This window comes from Psychrobacter sp. I-STPA6b, assembly GCF_020662265.1.
In the GTDB taxonomy this organism is placed as follows: domain Bacteria; phylum Pseudomonadota; class Gammaproteobacteria; order Pseudomonadales; family Moraxellaceae; genus Psychrobacter.
This window is the reverse complement of sequence record NZ_VEWM01000075.1, coordinates 135531-159142: the sequence shown is the minus strand read 5'-3', so window position 1 is coordinate 159142 and position 23612 is coordinate 135531. Positions and strand designations below refer to the sequence as shown.

The following is a 23612-nucleotide window of genomic DNA, read 5'->3' as shown; positions in this document are numbered from 1 at the left end:
ATGTTCATGCCCTTGATATGCAAATTACAATGGTTATTAATTGGCTTATTCAGCTTCTTGTGTACTAGCGCCTTCTGTTTGTTGTGATGATTGCGGGTTAATCACAACGGAAGGTAAGGATGTATCTGCATCTGTGGTGGTTTGGCGAATAGCAGGTGCATTATCAGGTTGAACAATACTATCGCTGGCAGCTTGAGCTGCACTGCTTTGACTGGTGATTTGCTCGCTGTCTGTTTCTGGTAGACCTAAGCCAAACTGCACGTTACGAAGTTGGTTAGAAGCTGGTAGACTTACTTGATTGCTTGGTGCTTGAGCTGAGTTGTTATTAGGCAGTTGTAATTGTGCTGCCTGTTGGATGATTTGGGTTTTGGTTGCACCAGTATAAGTACCAGTTGCTCCTGCCTCTGTATCTGTAGAACGTCCTAGACGACCAAAGGTAATTTTATTTAGCCATGAACGACCACTTGTGTTTGCTAGACGTACACTACCATTACTATTTAACCACTCAGGATAGTTGATTTGTAGCAGTGTTTTATACTCTTGAGCTTGTTTGGTCAGTCCTAACTGCTCATTGCTGTAAGCTAAAATTGCAATGGCTTCAGGTACTTGCTCACTAAGAGGATAGAATTGGAAAACCCACTTAGCACGGTTAGCGGCAGCGACATATGCTTGACGTTCGATATACCAGCGTGCAGCCGTCAGTTCACTTTCTGCAAACTGATTATAAATATAGCTCATGCGTTGAGCTGCATCAGGGGCATAGATACTGTTTGGGAAACGAGTAACTAACTCTTGAAAGTTATTAAATGCTAAGCGTAAATATGAGGTATCGCGATGTGCTTGTTTAAGTCCAGCAAAGTTCAGTAATGCACTTGAAGCGGTTTGCATATTGGCAACACCACGGACATAGTAGGCATAATCAATATTGGGATTATTGGGGTAGAGGCGAATAAACTGCTCTGCACTGGTTACGGCGGCCGCATATTCTTTGCTTTGAAATTGTGCATACATTAGATCTAACAGCGCTTGCTCAGCATAGCGTCCAGTTGGGAAAAATGTACGCAGTTCAGACAGTGATGTTGTGGCTTGTAGATAGCGTTGTTTTTCTAGTGCTTCTGTTGCATCACGGTAGTAGTTTGCCTCTGATTGAGTAGCAGTAGCGACCGTTTCATCATCACCTTGACCAGTCAATCCTTTAATGGTTTGGCATCCGCTCAGCCCTAGCCCTAAGCTTGCTACTAGAGTCATGGTAATTACTTGCATGGCTTTACGATGATGAGTGGTGGGCTTAATTGTGGTCATGATGGCACTATCCTCAGATTTAGTACAGCTTACCAATGGTAAGCATGCTGAATTTATCCAATAAGTAATAATCGAAATGCGTTAGTTTAGCATGTCATTTTAATAAAGCGTGAGAGAAAAGTTTGCAATTGGTGACGCTATCACTTTTCAGATAATGATACACTATGCCCTCTTGAACGTCTATCCTGTTTGATATGGTGTTTTGTTTGGTACGGTAGAATAGGGTAAGCGCTTATTTCTATCCTACTGGATGGCATTGGGTGATAAGTGGCTTATATGTCCATGGTGAAATAAATAATAACATAGTGAAAATATCTGTATGAGTCAGAGTAAAAAGTATGATGCAGTCATGAGTGAAGTAAAGACAGACGTGTACGACAGTGCTGGTTATGATAATGCTGATTTATCATTAGATGATCTAGATGATGGTGATATTGAGGATATGGATGAGATCTATATTCATCATAATCAAGATGATAATGATGATGTGCATAACCCTAATAGCGATAATAATGAGAGTGAGAGTGCATCTGTGAATTTGTTGCATATAGTGACTGCCTCACAGGCAGGTATGCGTATTGATAAACTATCTGCACAAGTTTTTGGTGAGTTTTCACGAGCGCAATTACAAGACTGGCTAAAGTCAGGTGCATTAACAGTTAATGATAGTGTGGTGAAGCCAAAATATCGAGTTAAGGCAGATGAGCAGTTGCAACTACAGGCTCAAATAGAGAGTCATAGTGAAGACAAGCCAGAAGATATTGCTTTGGATATTATCTATGAAGATGATACTGTCTTGGTTATTAATAAACCCGTAGGTATGGTGGTACACCCCGGAGCTGGCAATCCAACGGGTACATTGGTCAATGCGTTGTTATATCATTATCCAAATCAAGCACAGCTTCCACGTGCGGGGCTGGTACATCGGATTGATAAAGACACCTCAGGACTATTGGTTATTGGTAAAACCAAATCTGCTCAACTAGAGTTGCAAGAGCAGTTAAAAGATAAAAGTGTATATCGTCATTACCGTTGTGTGGTGGCAGGTGATCAGGCAAGTTTGATGCGCCATCGTACGATTGATGCGCCTATTGGACGGCATCGCAGTCAGCGTACCAAAATGGCGGTTATTGGTACAGGTAAGCCCGCCGTAACGCATATTCAAGAGATTACTGAGCTATCAGCAAACTACTGTCTATTGGATGTATGTCTAGAAACAGGACGGACACATCAGATTCGTGTGCATCTTAGTCATATTGGACATCCTATTATTGGTGATGCCGTCTATGGTAGTAAGTCTCAGCTTCGCTCTGGTTTGGATGTAGCACAGCGCCAAGCGGTAATAGAGTTTCCAAGACAGGCTTTACATGCTTATTGTCTAGGTTTTATCCATCCAGAAACAGGAGAGGAGATAGAGGTCACTGCACCTCTACCAGAGGATATGCAGGCATTGGTATCAATATTGGCAGAAGGGTAAATAAACTAAATTTTAGCTTACTATAGTAGCTTGGGTTAGATAGGCGCTTAGAGTGTGGCAAAGGAGGTAGCTGTGCAAGAAATAAAGAAAATAAAACGCCAGTTTATGCCAATAGAAGTCATATATCAGTCAGAAGATATAGTGATAGTGCAGACAAATGCAGGTTTGCATTTATTGGCAGATGCAAAAGATAAGTCAGCAGATGAAAAAAAATCTGTAGATACCAGTTATGGTGCATTTAACCTTGGTTTGCATGTGCAAGATAATCCAGCACTGGTATTGAGTCATCGTGCAGAGTTATTAACGATGCTCAATCAGTTAGGGCGGGTAGATAATATCTACTGGCTTAACCAAGTGCATGGTAATCATGTATATGATGTGGATAATCATGATATTGGCTTATGTGTGCCTGATGCAGATGCAATGCTGTCACAGCAGGCACATTGTGCATTAGCGATTATGACAGCAGACTGTGTTCCTATTTGTGTATGGCAACCAGCCAGCCAAAAAATTGCAGTGATTCATGCAGGGTGGCAAGGGTTGGCAAAAGGTATCATCGCTCAGACATTAGCACAGTTTAATCAGACAGAGGGGCAAGTTTGTGCCATGATAGGCGCTTGTATTAGCCAGCATTGTTATGAAGTGTCTTTATCTGTTGTTGAACAGTTAAACTTAAGCCAATATCGTCTTGATAATCAAGCGTCAGAGAGTTCAATATTGGTACAGCCCCACCATAGCGATGCTCAAAAAGCATGGGTAAACTTGCCTGCCATTGCTGGTGTTCAGTTACAGTCAGCAGGTGTTGAATTGCTGGGCACACACTTGCCTGTAGAGCAGGATACACAAGCGCCGACAGACCATTTAGTAGCCAGTCCAGAGTGGGCATGTAGCTATACAGATGATCGTTATTATTCTTATCGTCGAATGACCCATCACCAGCAACAGCAAACAGGACGTATGGCGATGCTTATTATGCGTTTGTCATAGAAGATACTTTTATGCTATGGATGGAAAATGCCAGTAAGATAGCTGGTGACTAAGTAAAACCCTACATATACAAACTCTTATATAAAAGGAAACACTATGTCTTCAAGCGTGTCAGAGTTAAAAATTGCAGTTATTTACCATAGTAACTATGGTCATACAAAACGGGTTGCAGAAGCAATAGCACAGGGTGCAAAACAGCAACTTGTGGTAGTAAAAACACTGGACATACATGATATGGACTGGGCATTTGTAGACTCTGCGCAGATGCTTATTTTTGGTAGTGCTGTTTATATGGGTAGTGTCACCGCAGACTTTAAAGCCTTTATGGATGAGACATCACAGCGTTGGTTTCACCGTCAGTGGCAAGGTAAGTGGGCAGCAGGATTTGCAAATTCAGGTGGGCTAAGTGGTGATAAATTATCAGTACTACAGCAAATCTGTTTGTTTGCGATGCAACATGGAATGAATTGGGCAGGATTTCCAACGATGCCAACAGGACACACACCAACAGATATCAATCGTTTATCCAGCTTTATGGGGCTAATGACGCAGTCAGTAGATGGTCCTCCAGAGCAGACTCCTTGCGTTGGGGATATTGAGACAGCCCAGCTATTTGGTCAGCATCTGGCACAGCTGCTAGTGGCGCAACCTCCGCAGAATGATATGACTGTACAGGAATAGGGCTTCTAGGTGCAAGTTGAATATGCTGGCATCCAGATAATAGTACACTTGCTGATGATAAAATAAGCAAAATAAGACGACAGCCGAGCGAGGAGCTTCTCAACTGTCGCAGAGTAGGGTGAGTAGAGCTAGTAAGGTGTTGTGATATGTAAAAAATATTCATAGTATTTACAGTATGCGTGCAGAGCTTTTGCTAACTCTCTAACTCTTTGTGTGCTTAGTAGCTTCTAAGCACATAGTAAGTAATTCTAGTTGCTAGGTATCCAGACAGGAGATTTTACTGCACCACGAACTGATTTGGTGACAGTTGCCCCACCATTTAGAGAGCGAATCACTAATGTGCTGTTTCTACCATTGCCTTGTGCATAGACGACTTTTTCGCCACTTGGTGAAAAGCTAGGTGACTCATCAATCCCTGTTGCCCCAAAGTTAACCAGATTTTGTCCTGAGCTACTCATAATCATCGCAGATCTGCCATTAAGATAGCCAATTTTTGAGCCATCTGGACTATATGATGGATTTGAGGCATAGTTTGACTGTGATAGTCTGGTGATGTTTCCTGAGAAGTCAGAGCGATAGATTTTTGGTCTATTTGGACTGGCATGGTCAGAAGAGAAGATAAAGCCTCGACCATCGGGTGCATAACTTGGACGCACTTGATCATAGGGTAAATCAAATACTTTTTGGGGTGCGCCACCAGAGACACTGACACGATAAATGTCTGTGTCACCATCTGCTGTACTAGAAAATAAGATACTGCCACCATCAGGTGAGAAGCTAGGACTTAGATTATTGCCTTTTAGCTTGACCAGTGGAGTGACTTTTTTGGTACGGAAATCATATATATAGATATATGGTAGATTTCTTTCTGCCTGCACGGCATATGCCAATAGGTTACCATCTGGTGAAGCTGCTGGTGTAAAAATGAGTACAGGTAGTTTGTCAACAATGGCGGTTGGGTTTTCACCATCGGCATCACTAACGATGAGTGATGAGACCTTATTTGCCCCTTCTCCTTGTTGCAGAATGTAGGCAATACGAGCATCAAAATCTGACTTTTTGCCAGTAATAAGTTCATAAATACGAGCAGAAGTCTGATGGGCTACTTTACGTGGGTCATTACCACGTATGGTCTGTGTGCCTTGAATACGGCGTTTGGTGGCAATTTCGATGACTTCAAAGTTGACGACAGTATTGCCACGGTCGGTACTGGTTGTGCCAATGACAAGGTAGGGGATACCAAGGTTTTCCCATGCGCTGTATGTTCCTGCGAGGTCTGCTGAAGTATGTGCCCGTTGTGGCAAGTTATCTGTTGTGACTTTTAAAGAAGTGGTACGTAGGTCTGATAGTACAGTGCTAGAAATGGTGGTATCTCCAGCAAAAGGAACAAATGCTACTTGGTTTTCTTGTATAGGAGATACATAGCTAGCTTCTAAGGTAGCAGGTGCCGTATTGGATGTTGGTGACAAGGCAAAAGCCAGTGTTGAACCAAACAGTAAAGGTGCTATGGAAGTGTAATATACTAATGAACGCATTTTCATAATAATAACTCGATATCAGTTGATATAGTAAATATAAGTCATAGAAGCTGTAGAGTGTTAAAAACTAGGGTCTGGAGAATGCTCAACAGATCCTAGCCTCTACTACTTACCCAAAGTAATCTAAATAAGATAGACAGTACAGTGATTACTGATGACAGACTTTCTTATCAGGTTTTTTTGTTAATGAAGTTGTATATATAGGCTGTGATAGATAGGACTGTCTAAGCATAATCCAAGAGCTACTAAACAGCGGTTGTTTCTTTGACGATAATTTCTCTAATGCAAAAAACTGTATCCTATTGGACGTAAAAATTCCACTCCATTTGTCAGTATGTTTTGTTATTTACCACGAACACCCATGGTGAATACTGGGTAGGTGCTGCTGTCATTAGAGTCAATCGGCAAGGGGCTAGCATCATATGCGGCTTTGACAGCAGCACGCTCTAGACTGGCTGTGCCTCCATTTGCAGTAGCTGTCAGTACAGTCCCATCTACTGCTACTTCAACTCTTAATACAGTGCGTTGGTTCGCTGTATTAGCTGGTGGTACAAATTTACTCATGATACGAGACTCAATTGCAGAGTGATTATTTCCACTACTTCTTGCACCACCACTGGTGCTTCTGGCTGTACCTGTGGCGCTACCTTTAATAATAGGATTGCCATCTTCGCTTAAGCTGAGTGATGTTGGCGCATCATTACTGCTATCAGTTTGGGTATGACGATTGTTAGCAGCAGGGAATGTTTTGCTGATTCTGCTGGAGTCTGGTTTTGTGGGTTTTGTCTTTAGCTCTTCAAGCTTTTGTTGCTCTTCGGCACGTAATTGGGCAATCTGCTGTGCTGCACTCTCTAGACGCTGATTGGCATCTTGCAATGCTCTTTCATTAAATTCTCTTAAAGCTTGTGCTTCTGCCTCTGCTTCTGGGTCATAACCATTGTCAGGGTTATCTAGAAAACTATCTGCTGGTTCATCCACTTGAGTAAAGACAGGTACAGAGTGGCGAGTAATAGTGGGTGCTGTTTGTGCGTCTGTGGAGGCAGATGGTGTGCTGTGATGGCTCTGGGGTTGTTGTGTAGGTTGAGGCAGTTGAGAGATGTCTTGTTGAGCATCTTCTTGCCCTTGAGCGACACTTGCCTGTGCTGCTTGGCGGTTGGCAGCAATGTTGGCTTGTATCTCAGCCAACTCTTCTGGTGTGATAATACTGGTCTCTATGCTAGGCGGTACATCAATGTCAGGCACTTGATAAGTAAAAAAGATGAAGCCTATAAGTAGTCCATGTACTAAAAAGCTAAGTAATAATGGCAAGCCGATCCCATTGCCTTCTGGCTCAACGGGGACATAGACTGACGGCATACGGCTTGATACCATGATAAACTCACTTACTAACTAATAAATACTAAAAATACAGCGTTGCTCAAGATAGCATTGATGACACTGTGTGGGTAATATGCCTTTTATCAATGCGTTATACAAAAAATACACAATAAATAATATTGAGATATTGGGTGTTTTATTGGTTGGTAGAAGGTAGTGGCTCTGCGGTGAGTAGACCAACTTTTTCAATGCCTGCTTGTTGCAGATTTGCCATTAACTGCATAATCATACCGTACTGATTGTTTTGGTCAGCATTAATCATGACACGTAACGAGTCATTGCTACCACCTTGTTGTTGTAAGCGAATCAGTGTGTCTATTAATTCTGGTTCAGTGACAAGTAAGTCTACCTCATTTTCATAACTGATATAAATCTCTCCATTGCTTTGTAGAGAGACAATGACAGGCATTTGTGTTCCAATGCTGATATTGTCTGTTTTTGCTTTAGGTAGATCGACGTTGACACCAGTTGTGAGCATCGGTGTAGTCACCATGAATATCACCAATAGAACCAGCATCACATCAATATACGGCACGACATTCATGCTGGCATTTAGGGCTTTTTTCTGGCGAGTATAGGGGCTTGGTTTCATTGTATTATTCTATACCTATGCTTGAGGTGGTACGGATCTGCTACTTGTTTGGACTGGCTCAGAGTAAGTTTCTCGCTGTAGCATACCAGTCATCTCATCACAAAACAGTGCCCGTCCTTCATAGATGCTGGCGGCTTTTGCTGTAAAGTGATTGTATGCCAAGACAGCAGGTATGGCAGCAAATAGCCCCATAGCTGTAGCAATCAGTGCTTCGGCAATGCCGGGTGCGACTGCAGCAATGCTGGCTTGCTCAGTTTGCGATAGCCCCAAAAAGGCATTCATAATGCCCCATACGGTACCAAAAAGCCCAACATAAGGTGCAACAGAGCCGATGCTGGCTAGAGTAGCCAGTCCAGACTCTAGCTCTTGCTGTTGTCGACCTAGCCCAACTCTTAGTTTGCGCTCTACGCCTTCAATCACCTCTTCTTTGGGTTGGCGCTTTTTATTCATTTTTAAAAATTCAGAAAAACCAACATAAAAAATATGAGCCAGACCATGTCGGTCTGGTGCGCCTTGGACACCATGATAAAGCTTGGCGAGGTCTTCACCAGACCAAAACCACTGTTCGAACTGTTTATCATGACGTTTTGCAACACCTAGACGGGCGCTAAGCTGAAATATCATGACCCAGCAAAGTAGTGATGCCATTAGTAATAGACCCATGACAATTTGAACTAAAAGACTGGCTTGAGTGATAAGCTCAATGAGGTTAATGGAGTCTGACATGAAAGGCTCACTTGCAAATAATAAGGTTAGAAAAAAAGAAATGGATAAACTAACAGTTTTGTTTCTGTAGGCTGGTTATTCTACCTCATTGCCTACCTGATAAGACACTACTTTTATACCCATGTTTTCTCCATTGGGTTATTGTTATCCATTTAAGTTGGGTAGTTATTGAATAAGTTGACTAATATCAACGGTAGTGGTGTATTTTAATCAGAGTTTACTAGAAAAAAAAGGGTTATATATCGTTAACTTTATATAAAAACATGACTATATCAGCCTTATTAGTAACGGTAATTGTATCGTTTTAATGCTGGGTCTTATTGTGATTGTATCCTTGAATTAGCGGGCTGTTTGAGCCGATAGGCAGACATAAATGATACAGTCTTTAAAAGTTTATGGTTTTATTAATGAAGACTGGCGTCGAGATATTGATGATATGACCCTTCAATCTTTACAAATATATTGAACAATGGAGCTTACTTATCTAAAATGTTGCGCCTTATATAAATTATGTTATATAAGTTATGTTTCCAAATAAGCGTACAAGTTACGGTTACTATCACTCATTACCTCTCGCGGACCTCCTATGAACGCAATCGAAAGATATTTTGGTATCAATGGTACAAATACTACCATTAAAACAGAAATCATGGCAGGAATTACAACATTCCTAACTATGGCTTATATCATATTTGTGAACCCAACCATTTTAGCAGATGCTGGTATGGATCAAGGTGCTGTGTTTGTGGCTACCTGTTTGGCGGCTGCTATTGGCTGCTTTATTATGGGGCTTTATGCACGTTTGCCAGTAGCGCTTGCGCCTGGTATGGGGCTAAACGCATTTTTTACTTATGGTGTTGTTTTGGGCATGGGTTATAGCTGGCAGACAGCATTGGGTGCTGTCTTCTTATCAGGTTGTATCTTCTTGTCATTAAGCCTATTCAATATTAGAAAATGGGTTATTAATGCCATTCCTAACAGTCTAAAGCAAGGTATTGTTGCTGGTATTGGTGCCTTTTTAGCGTTTATTGCTCTTAAAAGTGCTGGTATTATCGTTGCTCAAGATTCAACATTTGTAACTTTGGGAGATTTAAAAGACTTCTCTCCAATTATGGCAGCGATTGGATTTTTTGTCATCATTGGATTGGTACATAAAAATGTTCCAGGTGCTGTGACAATCGGTATTTTATTGGTAACTGTAGTTAGTATTATAGCGGGTTATACGCCATTTTCGGGCGTGGTTTCTTTGCCACCATCAGTAGCGCCAACATTTATGCAGCTAGATATTGCGGGTGCATTGGATGTGGGTATGATTAGTGTTATTTTTGCCTTTTTATTCGTAGATTTATTTGATACATCAGGCACATTGATTGCGGTAACAAAAAAAGCAGGAATTACTAATCCAGACGGCTCTATACCCAATTTGAATAAAGCACTTTTGGCAGATTCTAGTGCTACTGTTGTAGGTACCGTGCTAGGTACTTCATCAACCACCAGCTTTGTTGAAAGTACAGCCGGTGTGGCAGCTGGTGGACGTACTGGATTGGTAGCAGTTACGGTTGGTTTGCTATTTTTATTGAGCCTATTTTTTGCGCCTTTGGCAGGTATGATTCCTGCATATGCAACGGCTGGTGCTATCTTTTATGTATCGGTATTGATGTTATTTACCTTAAAAGATATTGACTGGGAAGATTTAACTGAAGCTGCACCTGTAGCAGTTGTTTTGTTAATGACGCCTTTGACATATTCTATTGCAGATGGTATCTCGTTAGGCTTTATTACATATACCGCAGTGAAGCTGTTAACTGGTAAGTTTGAGCAAATTACTCCGGCAATATGGATTTTATCTATTATTTTATTAGCAAAAATCATCTTTATGTAGTGGCTGAATTATGCGAGTTTGACTGCTGTGCTAAATGGTTGTAATACATTGAACATATTGAATAATCTAGAATATCTCAGTAAGTCATGTGAGCATATAAGTAAGCTAAATACGGTGAGATAACATAAAGGCTTCCTTAATATTAAGGAAGCTTTTTTAATGAGCAAAGAACAAATATTTTTTACTACAGTTAAAGAGGTACTTAACAGTGAAAATGTTATGTACTGTATGGCAGTCGTAATATCAGACTCAGTTACTTTATCTTGAATATACTATAGTGGCGTTAATTCACACAAAACGCTAGCTTTAATAATTATAAATTCCAGTGTCATTCCTTTTACGTTTATTCTAGTTACCTGTCACTTACTAGGTTTTAGAAAATCTAAAGACAGATTGTTAGCATTTACTACAAGGACTGTAATCATGACAACCCCTTCCGAATTTCAATCCGAACATCAACCTTTTAGCCATCTACGTGGGCTTGTTATCATTGCTATTGCAGGTATTCTTGCCATTTTGTTATGGCAGTTTTTACCATTTGATAATAATGCTAATAAAGGATTGGCGTTACTATTTTTTATTGCCACTTTATGGCTAACAGAGGCGGTTCATACCACCATTACAGCGATTATGGTACCTGTACTGGGGGTGATGATAAGTATCCCTGATATTGATACCAAATCAGCTTTGGCTGCTTTTGCTAATCCAATTATCTTTTTATTTTTTGGTGGCTTTGCTTTAGCGGCTGCCTTACAGGTACAACGTATTGATAAAAAGATTGCTTTATGGCTGATAAAAATAGCAAAAGGGAACTTTGCAATGGTGGTGATTTCTATTTTTATTGCCACTGCTTTTTTATCAATGTGGATTTCTAATACTGCGACAACTGCGATGATGTTGCCCTTGGTGGTGGGTATTATGGCAGGTGTTGATAGGGTCAAAGAGCGTAATACCTTTGTTTTCGTACTATTAGGGTTAGGTTATTCAGCCGCCGTTGGTGGTATCGGGACAATCGTTGGTACACCGCCGAATGCCATCACTTCACAGGCATTAGGTCTGTCATTTGCAGGCTGGATGAAAGTTGCTGCTCCCTTTATGATAGTGATGTTTCCTATTATGCTTGGCGTGTTGTATATGGTGTTTAAGCCTGATTTAAATATCAAAATGGAGAGTGTGGAAGAGGATATTCCTTGGACACTACAACGCAAACTGACCATGTTGGTCTTTGTGGTTACGGCCTTATCATGGATTTTTAGTAGCTTTATTGCAGATGCAACAGGTTGGGCAAAAGTAGATACGATTATTGCTGTCAGTGCTGCAATAGCCATTGGTGTGCTGGGCTTGGCATCATGGCAAGAGATATCCGATAATACTGACTGGGGCATTTTATTACTTTTTGGTGGTGGTATTACTTTAAGCACTATTTTAAAAAGTTCTGGCGCGTCTTTGGTATTAGGGCAGTCAGTGGCTAATTTATTACATGGTGCGCCTATTGTGGTGATTATCGCTGTGGTTGGCTTGTTTATTGTCTTTTTGACAGAGTTTAGTAGTAATACTGCTACGGCTGCTTTGTTAGTGCCTGTGTTTGCAGGGATTGCTGAGCAGATGGGTATTCCACAAGCGACCTTAGTAATGACCATCGGTTTGGGGGTATCTATGGCGTTTATGATGCCTGTTGCCACCCCACCGAATGCCATTGTGATGGGCTCTGGGCTTATCAAGCAACGTGAGATGATGAAGGCAGGATTTTGGCTCAATATCATCGGTACGATAGCATTGGTGATTTATGTGCGGTTTTTCTTCTAGGTAGATGTTTAGATAATTGCTTAAAAAAACACCCCATAGCAGTTTGGTTATGGGGTGTTTTGGTTTGGGTAAATTGTCCTTGCTACTTGCTATAAATATATGGAGTTTCTTATATTTGCCTCACTTTCAATATTATCTACAGCATCTTCTCTACCGCCAAAATTTGCCTGAAATTTTCTGATTTACTAAGTGGCTTTTTGTTATGATAAAGCATCACCTGATAATATATAAGCACTTATAAAGTTAAAGGAAAATAGGGAATAATAAATGAGCAATACAACCATAGCGAACTCATCAGCAAACCCCACAGCCCCCAGTAACCACACACGACAATACCCCAGCAATTTTGACTTTTTAGCAGAGCATGACCCCATATTTTTACAGCTTGCCAGCAATGCAGAGCGGGTATTTTATAGTGACCCCAATACGACCTTAATTAAGCTACGACAGCTTGGTGAGGCGTTGGCACAGGGCTTGGCGGTACGCACTGGGGTAGATTTTGATGCTGATACCAAACAGGTAGATTTGCTTAATCGCTTGCAACGTGAGCTAAATCTTGACCGCAATATCATTGATATTTTCCATAAGCTAAGACAGCAAGGTAATGTGGCAACACATCAGTTCCAGACCAATCATGGCGAGGCATCAAAGGCGTTAAAGATGGCACGAATGCTGTGTGTTTGGTATCACCAAAACTTTGGTAAAGCAGGCAGTAAATTTAAGCCAGAACCCTTTAAAAATCTACCTGACCCCAGTGAGGATTTGCAAAAGCTACAACAGCAGATTTCGCAGTTATCCTCACAGCTTGATGCCACCGCCACACAGGTTGATAGTCATAAGCAGATAGCTAAATTACAAGAAAAAGAAAAACTTGAATATCAACAGCTTGCAGAGATGATGGATGAGGAGGCTCGGCAGTTAGCAGAGCAGAATAAACAGCAAGAGCAGTTATTACTTGCTGAGCGTGAGCGTTTTGAGGCACAGATTGCCAGTTTAAAAGCACAGTTGGCAGAGCAACCACAGACAGCAAGTGAAGATGCGACAACACAGATAAAACGACGGTTAACGGTATTTATACCTACTGAGGAAGACGCGCGGTTGTTGATTGATGAGCAACTACGCCTTGCAGGTTGGGAGGCAGACAGTCAGCTTATGACCCAAACGGCAGGTACATTGCCTGAGGTGGGAAAAAATAAAGCCATTGCTGAGTGGCGGACGGCAAATGGTCGGGCCGATTATGTGCTATTTATGGGGTTAACCCCGATTGCGGTGATTGAGGCAAAGCGAGAAAATATTAATGTGGCAGGCAAGATTGGGCAAGCAGAGCGTTACGCTCAAGGCTTGGCGGTCACTGAGCCAATGCAAGGGGCGTGGTTGCTGACCAATCGGGGCATGCCGTGGTGCGAGTATCAGCAAACTTATTATGTGCCGTTTGTCTTTTCATGTAATGGTCGCTCATATGTGGAGCAGTTAAAAGAAAAGTCAGGCATTTGGTTTCGCGATGTGCGTCATGGTAGCAATACCAAACGTGCGTTACAGCAGTTTTATAGTCCTGAGGGTTTGCTTGATGTGTTGACTCGGGATATTGCTCAAGCTGAGGATAAATTACAACAAGAGCCGTTCGGCTATTTAAACTTGCGTGATTATCAAGTTAAGGCAATTAAGGCAGTAGAGCAGAGATTAGCGCAAGGTCAGCGTGATTGTTTGCTGGCAATGGCAACAGGAACGGGCAAAACTCGTACCATTATCGGGCTGATTTATCGCTTTTTAAAAACCGAACGTTTTAAGCGAATTTTGTTTTTGGTGGATAGGACTGCTTTGGGTAATCAAGCCTTTGATAGTATGCAAGAGATGACCCTTGAGCAAAACCAAACGTTAAGCAAGATTTATAACATTGCTGAGCTGGGTGATATGCAAGTTGAGGCTGAAACCCGAGTACAAGTGGCAACGGTACAGGCGATGGTCAGACGCATTTTTGATAATGATGATGTGCAGGATATTCCTACCATTGACCAGTATGATTGTATCATCATTGATGAGGCACACCGAGGCTATACCCTTGACCAAGAGATGAGCGAGGGTGAGTTGTTATTTCGAGATACCAGTCAGTATTTATCCAGTTATCGGCGGGTATTGCAATACTTTGATGCAGTAAAAATTGGCTTAACTGCCACGCCTGCCAAGCACACAGTAGAAATATTTGGCAGACCTGTTTATGTTTATTCGTATCCTGAGGCAGTGGCGGACGATTGGTTGATTGATTATGAGCCACCCATTCGCTATACCACTTTACTATCCAAAAATGGAATCCATTTAGACAAGGGTGAACAGGTATCGGTGCTAGACAGTCGCTCGGGAGAAGTGGACATCACTGAGCTTGAAGATGAGCTAAATTTTGAGGTAGCACAGTTTAACCGCAGTGTGGTCACAGAAAGTTTTAATCGGGTGATTTGTGAGCAGTTGGTACAAGAGATTGACCCCAATGGCAATGAAAAAACACTGATATTTTGTGCCACCGACCTACATGCTGATATGGTCAAACGCTTGTTAGATGATGCTTTTTCGGCGTTTTATGGTAATGAGTATAATGAGGCGGCGGTACGCAAAATCACTGGGGCAAGTGATAAAGTTGACCAGCTTATCAGTCGCTTTAAAAATGAAAAATACCCCAGTATTGCCATTACAGTGGATTTGTTAACCACGGGTATTGATGTCCCTGCCATCTGTCATTTGGTGTTTTTACGACGGGTAAAATCACGCATTTTATTTCAGCAAATGATGGGGCGGGCGACCAGACGTTGTGATGACATTGGCAAGACCGTCTTTAAGGTTTATGACCCTGTCGATATATTTGCCACTTTAGAACAAGTGAACACCATGAAACCATTGGTAAAAAATCCAAATATTACCATTGAGCAGTTGGTACAGGATTTGTTGGCAGTTAATACGGATACTCTTAATGAGCTTGCCAGCAATGACCCTGTGTTATCACAAGTTAGTGAGCCATTAACAGCATATCAAGTTGATGACACTGAAAACAGCTCTGGAAACAGTGATGATGGTAGCTTTGATAACAGCCATGCAGTTAACTATCTTGGGCAAAGTCAGCAAGATATCATTGATACACATAGCCAAGAGGTGCTTGACCAACTTAGCCAAAAACTCATGCGAGTATTGCGTAAAGCAGTGAAAAAAGCTGAGCGTAATCCTGAGCTAAAAGTCAAACTTGATGAGTTAGAGGCAAGCTGGCAAGTCCCCCCTGAAAAACTCCATCAAGTACTGCACCAAGGTGGGGTGAAAAAAGCTCAAGAATTTTTGCAAACCCATGCCAATTTATTGACAGATTTGGCGGAAATAAAGCACATTGCAGGCTCAGATTATATGCCTGTGATTTATGAAGGTGAAGATGAATTTATCAGCCGTGAGCAGAGCTTTGGTCAGCACCAACGCCCAGAGGACTATTTAGAAAGCTTTGAGCAGTTTATTAAGACCCAACTCAATGAATCCGTAGCGTTAACTGTGGTTGCTACCAGACCTGCTGAGATGACCCGAGAAACACTGAAAGAAGTTAAGCTATTACTTGATGAGAAAGGCTATAGTGAGGCACATCTGCAAACGGCATGGCGTAACAAAACCAATAAAGACATTGCCGCCAGTATTGTTGGGCATATTCGCCGTGCAGCATTGGGTGAGCCATTGATACCTTTTGCCCAGCGTGTCGATAATGCCATGACTCAGATTTATCAAAGCCAAGACTGGACACCACTACAACGTAAATGGCTTGAGCGTTTGGCAAAACAGCTACAGCATGAAACCATCGTTGACCGTCAGTTTGTTAACCAGCGTTTTGCAGCAGATGGCGGGGCAAAATGGCTGGATAAAATCCTAAAAGAGCAGTTAGACGACGTATTGGCACAGGTCAATGAGCAGTTGTGGCAGGCGTGATGATATAGGAAGGTTTGGATTAACCTAAAAATATTCTAATTTTGGATTTGTATCAGTGGCTATCTCTCAGATGACTTTAGATAAAAGATAGCCATTTAATATTGCATGAATTTTAAATATCTGTATCATCAACACGCCAAAATCCACCCCATTAACTATTTATCATAAGAATTTAAACCCTAGGAAACCCCATGAGTACCCAGCCTTCAAGCCAAGCCATCGTGCAAAAACTATGGAACTTATGTGACGTATTGCGAGATGATGGTATCAACTACAGCGACTATGTCACCGAGCTGGTGTTGCTGTTATTTATCAAAATGGAATACGAAAACACCGAGCAAGGCGTATTGGTCGCTCACAAACTGCCCGAAGGTTGCCGTTGGACAGACATTAACCAACTCTCTGGGCTAAACCTACTCAACAAATACAAGCAAGTGTTACTTGACCTATCACAAAGCCAAGACCGCCTTATCGCTGCCATTTATAGCAACGCCCAAACCCGCTTAAGAGAGCCACGCCACCTAGAGCAACTGGTCAAAACCCTAGATGGACTGGATTGGTTTAGCCTAAAAAATGACGGATTGGGCGACCTATACGAAGGCTTACTCGAAAAAAACGCCAACGAAACCAAATCTGGAGCAGGGCAGTACTTCACTCCACGCGTCCTTATTGACAGCATGGTGAACTGTATACAACCGCAAGCAGGTGAAGTGATTCAAGACCCAGCCGCAGGTACAGCAGGATTTTTAATCGCTGCCAACGAATATATCAAACGCCAAACCGATGAATATTACGACCTATCGGCAGCCCAAATCAAATTTCAAAAAAACAAAGCCTTTGTTGGTGTCGAGCTTGTTCCTAGTACCCGCCGTCTGGCATTGATGAACTGCCTATTGCATGGTATCGAAGGCGGTAGTGAAGGCGATAGCGAAGGTGTGGTGCTACAAGGCAACAGCCTTGGGCAGGTCGGGGCAAGCCTTAACCGAGCCGATGTTATCCTTGCCAATCCACCATTTGGGGCGGCAAAAGGCGGTGAGGCGAGCATTACCCGAGATGATTTGACCTTTAAAACCAGTAACAAACAACTGGCATTTTTACAGCACATCTACCGCAACCTTAAAGCAGGTGGACGGGCGGCGGTGGTACTGCCTGATAATGTTCTTTTTGAGGCAGGTATTGGCACAGACATTCGCCAAGACCTTATGCACAAATGCAACCTACACACCATATTACGCCTACCGACAGGTATCTTTTATGCCCAAGGGGTCAAAACCAACGTGCTGTTTTTTACCAAAGGCACAGCCAGTAACCCTGACCAAGACCAAAACTGCACCAAAAATGTCTGGGTTTATGACTTACGCACCAATATGCCCAGCTTTGGTAAACGTACCCCCTTTAGCCCAGAACACCTAAAACCCTTTGAGGCGGTATATGGCAAGAATGCAGACGGCACAAGCCCTCGCACGGAAGGGGAATGGTCATTTTGTGACAATAATGAATCAGATAAAAATAGCCTAAGCAATTCTTGTGATGTGGATAATAACGATGACAACGACAATCCAACTTTAGAAAGCAGTCGTTGGCGGGTATTTAGCCGTGATTGGATACGCGATAATAAGGGCGATAGCCTAGATATTAGCTGGCTAAAAGACAGTGACAGCATTGACGCAGCTGACCTGCCCGAACCACATATCCTTGCCAGTGAGGCGATGAATGAGCTAACCGAGGCATTACGCCAACTTGATGGGCTAATGCAAGCATTGGGGCAACAAGATGAGGCAGACGTTCAAAAGAAACTGCTAGCCGAATCATTGGGTTTAAGTGAGGGGGACGTATAATGGAGGTTAAGGAATTACCAGAGGGTTGGGTTGAGGTAAGTTTGGATAGAGTGGCACAGTGGGGGTCTGGTGGTACGCCGTCAAGAAAAAAACTGGAATACTATAATGGTAATATTCCATGGATTAAAACAGGTGATTTAGGTGAAAAGTATATAAAACATAGTAGTGAGTTTATTACTGAGGATGCAATTAAAAATTCTAGTGCAAAAATGTTTTCTAAAGGTTCAGTTGCTTTAGCTATGTATGGAGCAACGATAGGAAAAACATCAATTTTAGATATAGATGCTACAACAAATCAGGCTTGTGCTGTTGGTAAACCAAACAAAGCTATTAGTTCAGAGTTTTTATATTATCTTTTGAGAAATGAGAAGGATAATTTTATAGCAAAGGCAAAAGGTGGAGCGCAACCGAATATCTCCCAAACAGTGATTAAAAATCATAATATATTTCTACCTTCTATACATGAACAAAATAAGATAGTTAGCTTGATTAATAGAAATATAGCTCAAGTAGAACAAATCCAAAATAGCCTAAATGCCATTCCTAAAATTTTAGAAAAATTTCGTCAATCGGTATTAGCAGATGCAGTGAGTGGTAAATTAACAGAGGGTTGGCGGGGGGATAGTTTAACTAATAATTCTAATTGGCAATTAATAAGACTTAATGATATTGCTCATTGGGGGTCTGGTGGTACACCGTCAAGAAAAATCATTGAATATTATAATGGTGATATACCTTGGGTAAAAACTGGTGATTTAGGTAAAAAGTATTTAAATAAGACTAGTGAGAATATTACAGTATTAGGATTAAAAAATTCGAGTGCTAAAATCTATCCAAAAGGTGTTGTAGCAATTGCAATGTATGGGGCTACTATTGGAAAAGTTTCAATTTTAAATATTCAAGCTGCTACTAATCAAGCATGTGCAGTTGCTAAAGCAAAACAAGGTATAACTAATTCTGAATATATTTATTATTTTTTATTGAGTCAAAAAGATGAGTTCATACGAAAGGGAAAAGGTGGGGCACAGCCAAATATTTCTCAAACTTTAATCAAAGAGCATCCTATTAATTTACCCCCACTTCCTGAACAAACCGAAATTGTCCGCCGAGTGGAAGAATTATTTGCCTTTGCTGACCAAATCGAAGAACGAGTCGCACAAGCCCAAAGCAGAGTTAATCATCTGACCCAATCCATCTTAAACCAAGCCTTTACAGGCAAACTGACCGAGCAATGGCGAGCAGATAACCCCGAGCTTATCACGGGTGATAACAGTGCCGTCGCCTTACTTGCCAGTATTGAAAGTGAGCGTAAAACTACCAAAACCCGTAAAAGTAAAACGGCTAAAAACAAAACCAACAAAAAGGCATAAACAGCCATAAATGCCAACAAAAACAAGGGATATCACCTCCCTTGTTTTTATTTATATCCTAAAAATATATACCCTAAAAATATGCCACCTCATAACTTGCCAAAATCTCTTGAACCAACGCTTGCGCCACAGGTTCAAGCTTTTGATAATCCTGCACAATAATACTGCGCTCACGCTCTGCCCATACCTCATCTAAATAAATCTGATGAATGTTCATCGTTTGCTGATGGCGGTTGGCAGACGACTCAGGCACAATACTAATACCCACGCCAGCCTCCACCATACGGCACACCGACTCAAACCCTGATACATTGACCCGAGTGTCCATCGTCACCCCCATACTTGCCTGCAAATCGGATAAAAAATTACCCAACGTACTGCCATTATGAAAGCCAATATAAGGGTGGCTAAGCGTCTCAGTAAATTTTAATCGCTGTTTTTGTGTTAAAGGGTGGTTAATGGGCGTGACCACGGCTAAGCGGTCGGTACTAAAATGTATCACCTCAAGCGACTGTGTGGACACCGAGCCTGACAAAATACCAATATCCGTTGTGCCATTTAACACCCCACGGATAATATCTTTTGTCAGTCGCTCTTGTAAATCAATGGTCACCGCAGGACGTTGTATCAAAAAATCTGCCAAAATCTCAGGCAAAAAGTCCGTGACAGCCGTAGTATTGGCATATAGACGCACATGCCCTGTCGCATCAGAGCGGTACTGGGAAAAGCTGTGTTTGACCTGCTCAACTTGACGCAAAATACTGCGGGCTTGTTTCAGTAGCTTTAGCCCATCGTCAGTTAACTCCATACCTTTGTTATGACGATAAAATAGGCGGGTATCTAACTGTGTTTCGAGCTTTTTAATACGAGTACTGGCGGCGGCAGGGGATATAAAAGTATGTTTGGCGGCTTGGGTCAGACTGGGTGAATCGGCGATGGCACAAAATAGCTGTAAATCGGTTAGGTCAAAGTGCATAGAAAACCTATGTTAAATAGCCGTGATTGTAGAATAAGATATAATCTGATTTTTGGCTGTTGAATGGTAATAAGCCTCCTTTTAATGGTGGTTAAGTATATATGAGTATGCCCAAACCTGACAATGATGTTTTATAAAACCATAAACCATCTATGCGATGGCAAACCCACACTACTCACCATTGAGGTAATCATGGCATTTCTAAACCACCTATGCGGTGGCAAACAATATTTGACGGGGATATGATATTAGTTGACATTTCTAAACCATCTATGCGATGGCAAACAATCACTACAAACACAGCCAACCAGTCAGCAATTTCTAAACCATCTATGCGATGGCAAACATCTGATACAGCAACGTTGTCAGTTTATTAGTTTTCTAAACCATCTATGCGATGGCAAACTCATCGGACGGGACAGCAGGGGCGGGGCAAGATTTCTAAACCATCTATGCGATGGCAAACGGCGTATTAGCGCCTTAATCACACACTTAACTTTTCTAAACCATCTATGCGATGGCAAACCGTTTACCCACGAAAACCTATAAAGACTTGCATTTCTAAACCATCTATGCGATGGCAAACGTATCACTTTGACTCCGTCGGGTTTGCCATTGTTTCTAAACCATCTATGCGATGGCAAACTTAAATTATACTACTAAAAACCCAGTAATAACATGGTGTGGCAGGAAAAAGTCTGATTTATGTTTATATTTTTTATCCTTATATAATTATATGTTTTTAAAAGACATTTTTTAGAATTACAAAATGAAGTATTTTTTATTGATTCATTATGTCATATGTTAAATGACAACAAATTGGCATTAATCAAATCCGAACGCCATGTTAACAAACCTGTGATTTAGAACCTCTATTTTTTTTGACATACTAGGGTCTATTCTAATTTAACCCTTATTCATCTTAAGCAAACACAAACAACCACAAGGAAACCGTGATGAGTAATACTGATAATCAAACCACCAATACCCCTGATACTCAAAGTGATGTCAACCTAAATGACTGGGTTGGCAATACCGAAAGCAAACAAGACCTAATCTGTGAAATCTTAGTCCGACGTATGGCAGCGACCTTGGGTGTACCTAGCCCCAAAGCAGGCGAGCCACTGCCTGCCTTATGGCACTGGATGTTTTTTCAACCTGAGCTAAATGCAGAAGAATTGGGTCGTGATGGTCACCCACAACTGGGCGGATTTATGCCACCTGCATTGGGTCGTAACCGTATGTGGGCAGGCGGTAGCTTTGAATTTGACCAACCGTTAATTGTAGGTGAACCCGCCACCTGTGACTCCAGTATCGAAAAAGTCGTCGAAAAGCAAGGCTCTACAGGCTCATTGGTATTTGTGACAGTGCGTCATGACTACACTCAAAAAGGGCAACACAAATTTACCGAGCGCCAGACCATCGTTTATCGTGAACCAACCCCACCCAAAACCGAGTCTGAGCCATCTGAGCATGCCGATAGCAAAGAGTGGTCACAAACCCTAACCCCAGACGCGACCATGTTGTTCCGTTATTCTGCGGTTACCTTTAATGGTCATCGTATCCATTATGACTACCCTTATGTGACTGATGTTGAAGGCTACGACAATCTGGTGATACATGGTCCGATGATGGCGACATTAGCCTTACATGGCTTTATCAATCAGCATAGTGACAAAGCAGTAAAAACCTTTAAATATCGTGGTGTACGACCTGTAACACTGGGCAATGATATCCGTGTTGAAGGCAAAGTCACTGCATCAGGTCAAGCAGATGTTTGGATTTGCAATGACAATGGTGTTATCCAACAAGGACAAGTGAATTTTGAGTAACTGTTAACAGAACTTAGTAAAAATACAAGGAAAATTAAGATGATAGACCCACGTAGCGAAGATATTAATGCCATTCGTGATGGTATACAAGGATTGATGGCAGGCTTTGGTAGTGAATACTGGCGTAAACTTGATAGCGAAAAAGGCTTTCCTGATGAGTTTGTCACCGCTTTAAGCCAAGATGGTTGGCTATCAGCATTAGTCCCTGAAGAATACGGCGGTTCAGGATTGGGACTGGCTGAAGCGTCAGTAATTATGGAAGAGATAAATCACTGTGGCGGTAATGCAGGCACAGTACATGGACAAATGTATAACCTATTTACCCTTGTTAAACATGCCTCTGAGGCTCAAAAAAAGCTTTATTTACCCAAACTAGCAACGGGTGAGCTACGTTTGCAGTCTATGGCAGTTACCGAGCCGACCAGTGGTACGGATACCTCAGCCATTACCACCAATGCAGTAAAAAAAGGCGACCACTATGTCGTTAACGGTCAAAAAGTATGGATTTCACGTATCCAACATTCTGACCTGATGATTTTGTTGGCTCGTACCACGCCACTATCACAAGTTAAAAGCAAAGTTGATGGCATGTCGATTTTCTTGGTTGACTTGCATACAGCGATTGGCAATGGCTTAACCGTACAAAAAATTGATAACATGGTGAATCACGAAACCAATGAGCTATTTTTTGATAACCTAGTCATTCCAGAAGAAAACTTAATCGGTGAAGAAGGCAAAGGTTTTCGCTATATATTAAGTGGCTTAAATGCCGAGCGTACCCTAATTGCTGCTGAATGTATCGGTGATGGACGTTGGTTTATCGAAAAAGCATCTGCTTATGCCAATGAGCGTCAGGTATTTGGTCGCCCCATTGGACAAAACCAAGGTATTCAATTCCCCATTGCTGAGGCACATATCGAAGTACAAGCGGCCGATTTAATGCGTTGGCAGGCGTGTGCTGACTATGACAAATACAGCCATGAAAAAGGCAGTACACAGGCAGGGGCATCAGCAAATATGGCAAAATATCTGGCAGCCAAAGCCTCATGGCAAGCGGCTAATGCCTGTTTGCAAACCTTTGGTGGTTTTGGTTTTGCTAATGAATATGACGTAGAGCGTAAATTCCGCGAAACGCGCCTATATCAAGTAGCACCAATTTCTACCAACTTAATTTTGTCTTATATTGGTGAAAAAGTACTACACATGCCTAGAAGTTTTTAATTAACTGTTTAAAACTAGGGTCTGTTGAACATTCATCTTCATAGGAAAAATTGAGCAAAATT

At 41.8% G+C, this 23612-nt stretch carries 16 protein-coding genes and 1 CRISPR repeat array; of the genes, 10 read left to right on the top strand and 6 right to left on the bottom strand.

All coding sequences use genetic code 11. The features are described 5' to 3' along the window. Nucleotides 1–45: 45 nt before the first annotated feature. On the bottom strand, nucleotides 46–1263 hold the full coding sequence (locus tag FHK88_RS09395; protein ID WP_227430552.1) for an outer membrane protein assembly factor BamD: 1218 nt from the start codon (nucleotides 1261–1263) through the stop codon (nucleotides 46–48). 481 nt (nucleotides 1264–1744) lie between these two features. On the opposite strand from FHK88_RS09395, the gene FHK88_RS09390 reads away from it, so the two are divergent. The 3 genes from FHK88_RS09390 (at nucleotide 1745) to FHK88_RS09380 (ending at nucleotide 4447) form a co-directional block, all read left to right on the top strand. Further along, nucleotides 1745–2779, top strand: coding sequence for an RluA family pseudouridine synthase (locus tag FHK88_RS09390; protein ID WP_227430551.1), 1035 nt, complete (start codon nucleotides 1745–1747; stop codon nucleotides 2777–2779). Between the two features lie 72 nt (nucleotides 2780–2851). After that, the gene (locus FHK88_RS09385) at nucleotides 2852–3766 is read left to right on the top strand and encodes a polyphenol oxidase family protein (RefSeq protein WP_227430481.1); all 915 of its coding nucleotides are present in this window, start codon (nucleotides 2852–2854) and stop codon (nucleotides 3764–3766) included. A gap of 96 nt (nucleotides 3767–3862) precedes the next feature. Then, nucleotides 3863–4447: a flavodoxin family protein gene (locus tag FHK88_RS09380; protein ID WP_227430480.1), complete on the top strand. Its 585-nt coding sequence runs from the start codon at nucleotides 3863–3865 to the stop codon at nucleotides 4445–4447. 248 nt (nucleotides 4448–4695) lie between these two features. Here FHK88_RS09380 and FHK88_RS09375 read toward each other — a convergent pair whose 3' ends face one another. The 4 genes from FHK88_RS09375 to tolQ form a co-directional block, all read right to left on the bottom strand. Further along, on the bottom strand, nucleotides 4696–5988 hold the full coding sequence (locus tag FHK88_RS09375) for a hypothetical protein (RefSeq protein WP_227430479.1): 1293 nt from the start codon (nucleotides 5986–5988) through the stop codon (nucleotides 4696–4698). Nucleotides 5989–6327: 339 nt separating this feature from the next. Beyond that, nucleotides 6328–7356, bottom strand: coding sequence for a cell envelope integrity protein TolA (locus tag FHK88_RS09370; RefSeq protein ID WP_227430478.1), 1029 nt, complete (start codon nucleotides 7354–7356; stop codon nucleotides 6328–6330). A gap of 142 nt (nucleotides 7357–7498) precedes the next feature. Continuing rightward, nucleotides 7499–7954, bottom strand: a complete 456-nt coding sequence (gene tolR, locus FHK88_RS09365; protein ID WP_227430477.1) for a protein TolR — start codon at nucleotides 7952–7954, stop codon at nucleotides 7499–7501. Between the two features lie 15 nt (nucleotides 7955–7969). Next, nucleotides 7970–8680 carry a protein TolQ gene (gene tolQ / locus FHK88_RS09360; protein ID WP_227430476.1) on the bottom strand — a complete coding sequence of 237 codons (711 nt, stop codon included), beginning with the start codon at nucleotides 8678–8680 and terminating at the stop codon, nucleotides 7970–7972. A 586-nt stretch (nucleotides 8681–9266) separates the two neighbouring features. Between tolQ and FHK88_RS09355 the strand changes: the two genes are divergently transcribed. The 5 genes from FHK88_RS09355 (at nucleotide 9267) to FHK88_RS09335 (ending at nucleotide 19521) form a co-directional block, all read left to right on the top strand. After that, nucleotides 9267–10562 carry an NCS2 family permease gene (locus FHK88_RS09355; RefSeq protein ID WP_227430475.1) on the top strand — a complete coding sequence of 432 codons (1296 nt, stop codon included), beginning with the start codon at nucleotides 9267–9269 and terminating at the stop codon, nucleotides 10560–10562. Nucleotides 10563–10985: 423 nt separating this feature from the next. Then, entirely contained in the window at nucleotides 10986–12368 is a 1383-nt protein-coding gene (locus FHK88_RS09350; protein WP_227430474.1) for an SLC13 family permease, read from the top strand. A gap of 267 nt (nucleotides 12369–12635) precedes the next feature. Beyond that, nucleotides 12636–16313 carry a type I restriction-modification system endonuclease gene (gene hsdR, locus FHK88_RS09345; RefSeq protein WP_227430473.1) on the top strand — a complete coding sequence of 1226 codons (3678 nt, stop codon included), beginning with the start codon at nucleotides 12636–12638 and terminating at the stop codon, nucleotides 16311–16313. Nucleotides 16314–16504: 191 nt separating this feature from the next. Beyond that, nucleotides 16505–18151 carry a type I restriction-modification system subunit M gene (locus FHK88_RS09340; RefSeq protein ID WP_227430472.1) on the top strand — a complete coding sequence of 549 codons (1647 nt, stop codon included), beginning with the start codon at nucleotides 16505–16507 and terminating at the stop codon, nucleotides 18149–18151. Then, nucleotides 18151–19521 carry a restriction endonuclease subunit S gene (locus tag FHK88_RS09335; RefSeq protein ID WP_227430471.1) on the top strand — a complete coding sequence of 457 codons (1371 nt, stop codon included), beginning with the start codon at nucleotides 18151–18153 and terminating at the stop codon, nucleotides 19519–19521. Before FHK88_RS09340 ends, FHK88_RS09335 begins: the two co-directional genes overlap by 1 nt. A gap of 73 nt (nucleotides 19522–19594) precedes the next feature. On the opposite strand, the gene FHK88_RS09330 is transcribed toward FHK88_RS09335, so the two are convergent. Further along, nucleotides 19595–20497 (bottom strand): LysR family transcriptional regulator, encoded by a 903-nt coding sequence (locus FHK88_RS09330; protein WP_227430470.1) that lies wholly within the window; start codon nucleotides 20495–20497, stop codon nucleotides 19595–19597. Nucleotides 20498–20635: 138 nt separating this feature from the next. Beyond that, a CRISPR array of direct repeats spans nucleotides 20636–21143; the repeat unit is 28 nt; unit sequence TTTCTAAACCATCTATGCGATGGCAAAC. Between the two features lie 310 nt (nucleotides 21144–21453). Here FHK88_RS09330 and FHK88_RS09325 point away from each other — a divergent pair. Then, nucleotides 21454–22329, top strand: a complete 876-nt coding sequence (locus FHK88_RS09325; RefSeq protein ID WP_227430469.1) for a MaoC family dehydratase N-terminal domain-containing protein — start codon at nucleotides 21454–21456, stop codon at nucleotides 22327–22329. A gap of 39 nt (nucleotides 22330–22368) precedes the next feature. Next, entirely contained in the window at nucleotides 22369–23550 is a 1182-nt protein-coding gene (locus FHK88_RS09320) for an acyl-CoA dehydrogenase family protein (protein WP_264480652.1), read from the top strand. Nucleotides 23551–23612: the final 62 nt, after the last annotated feature.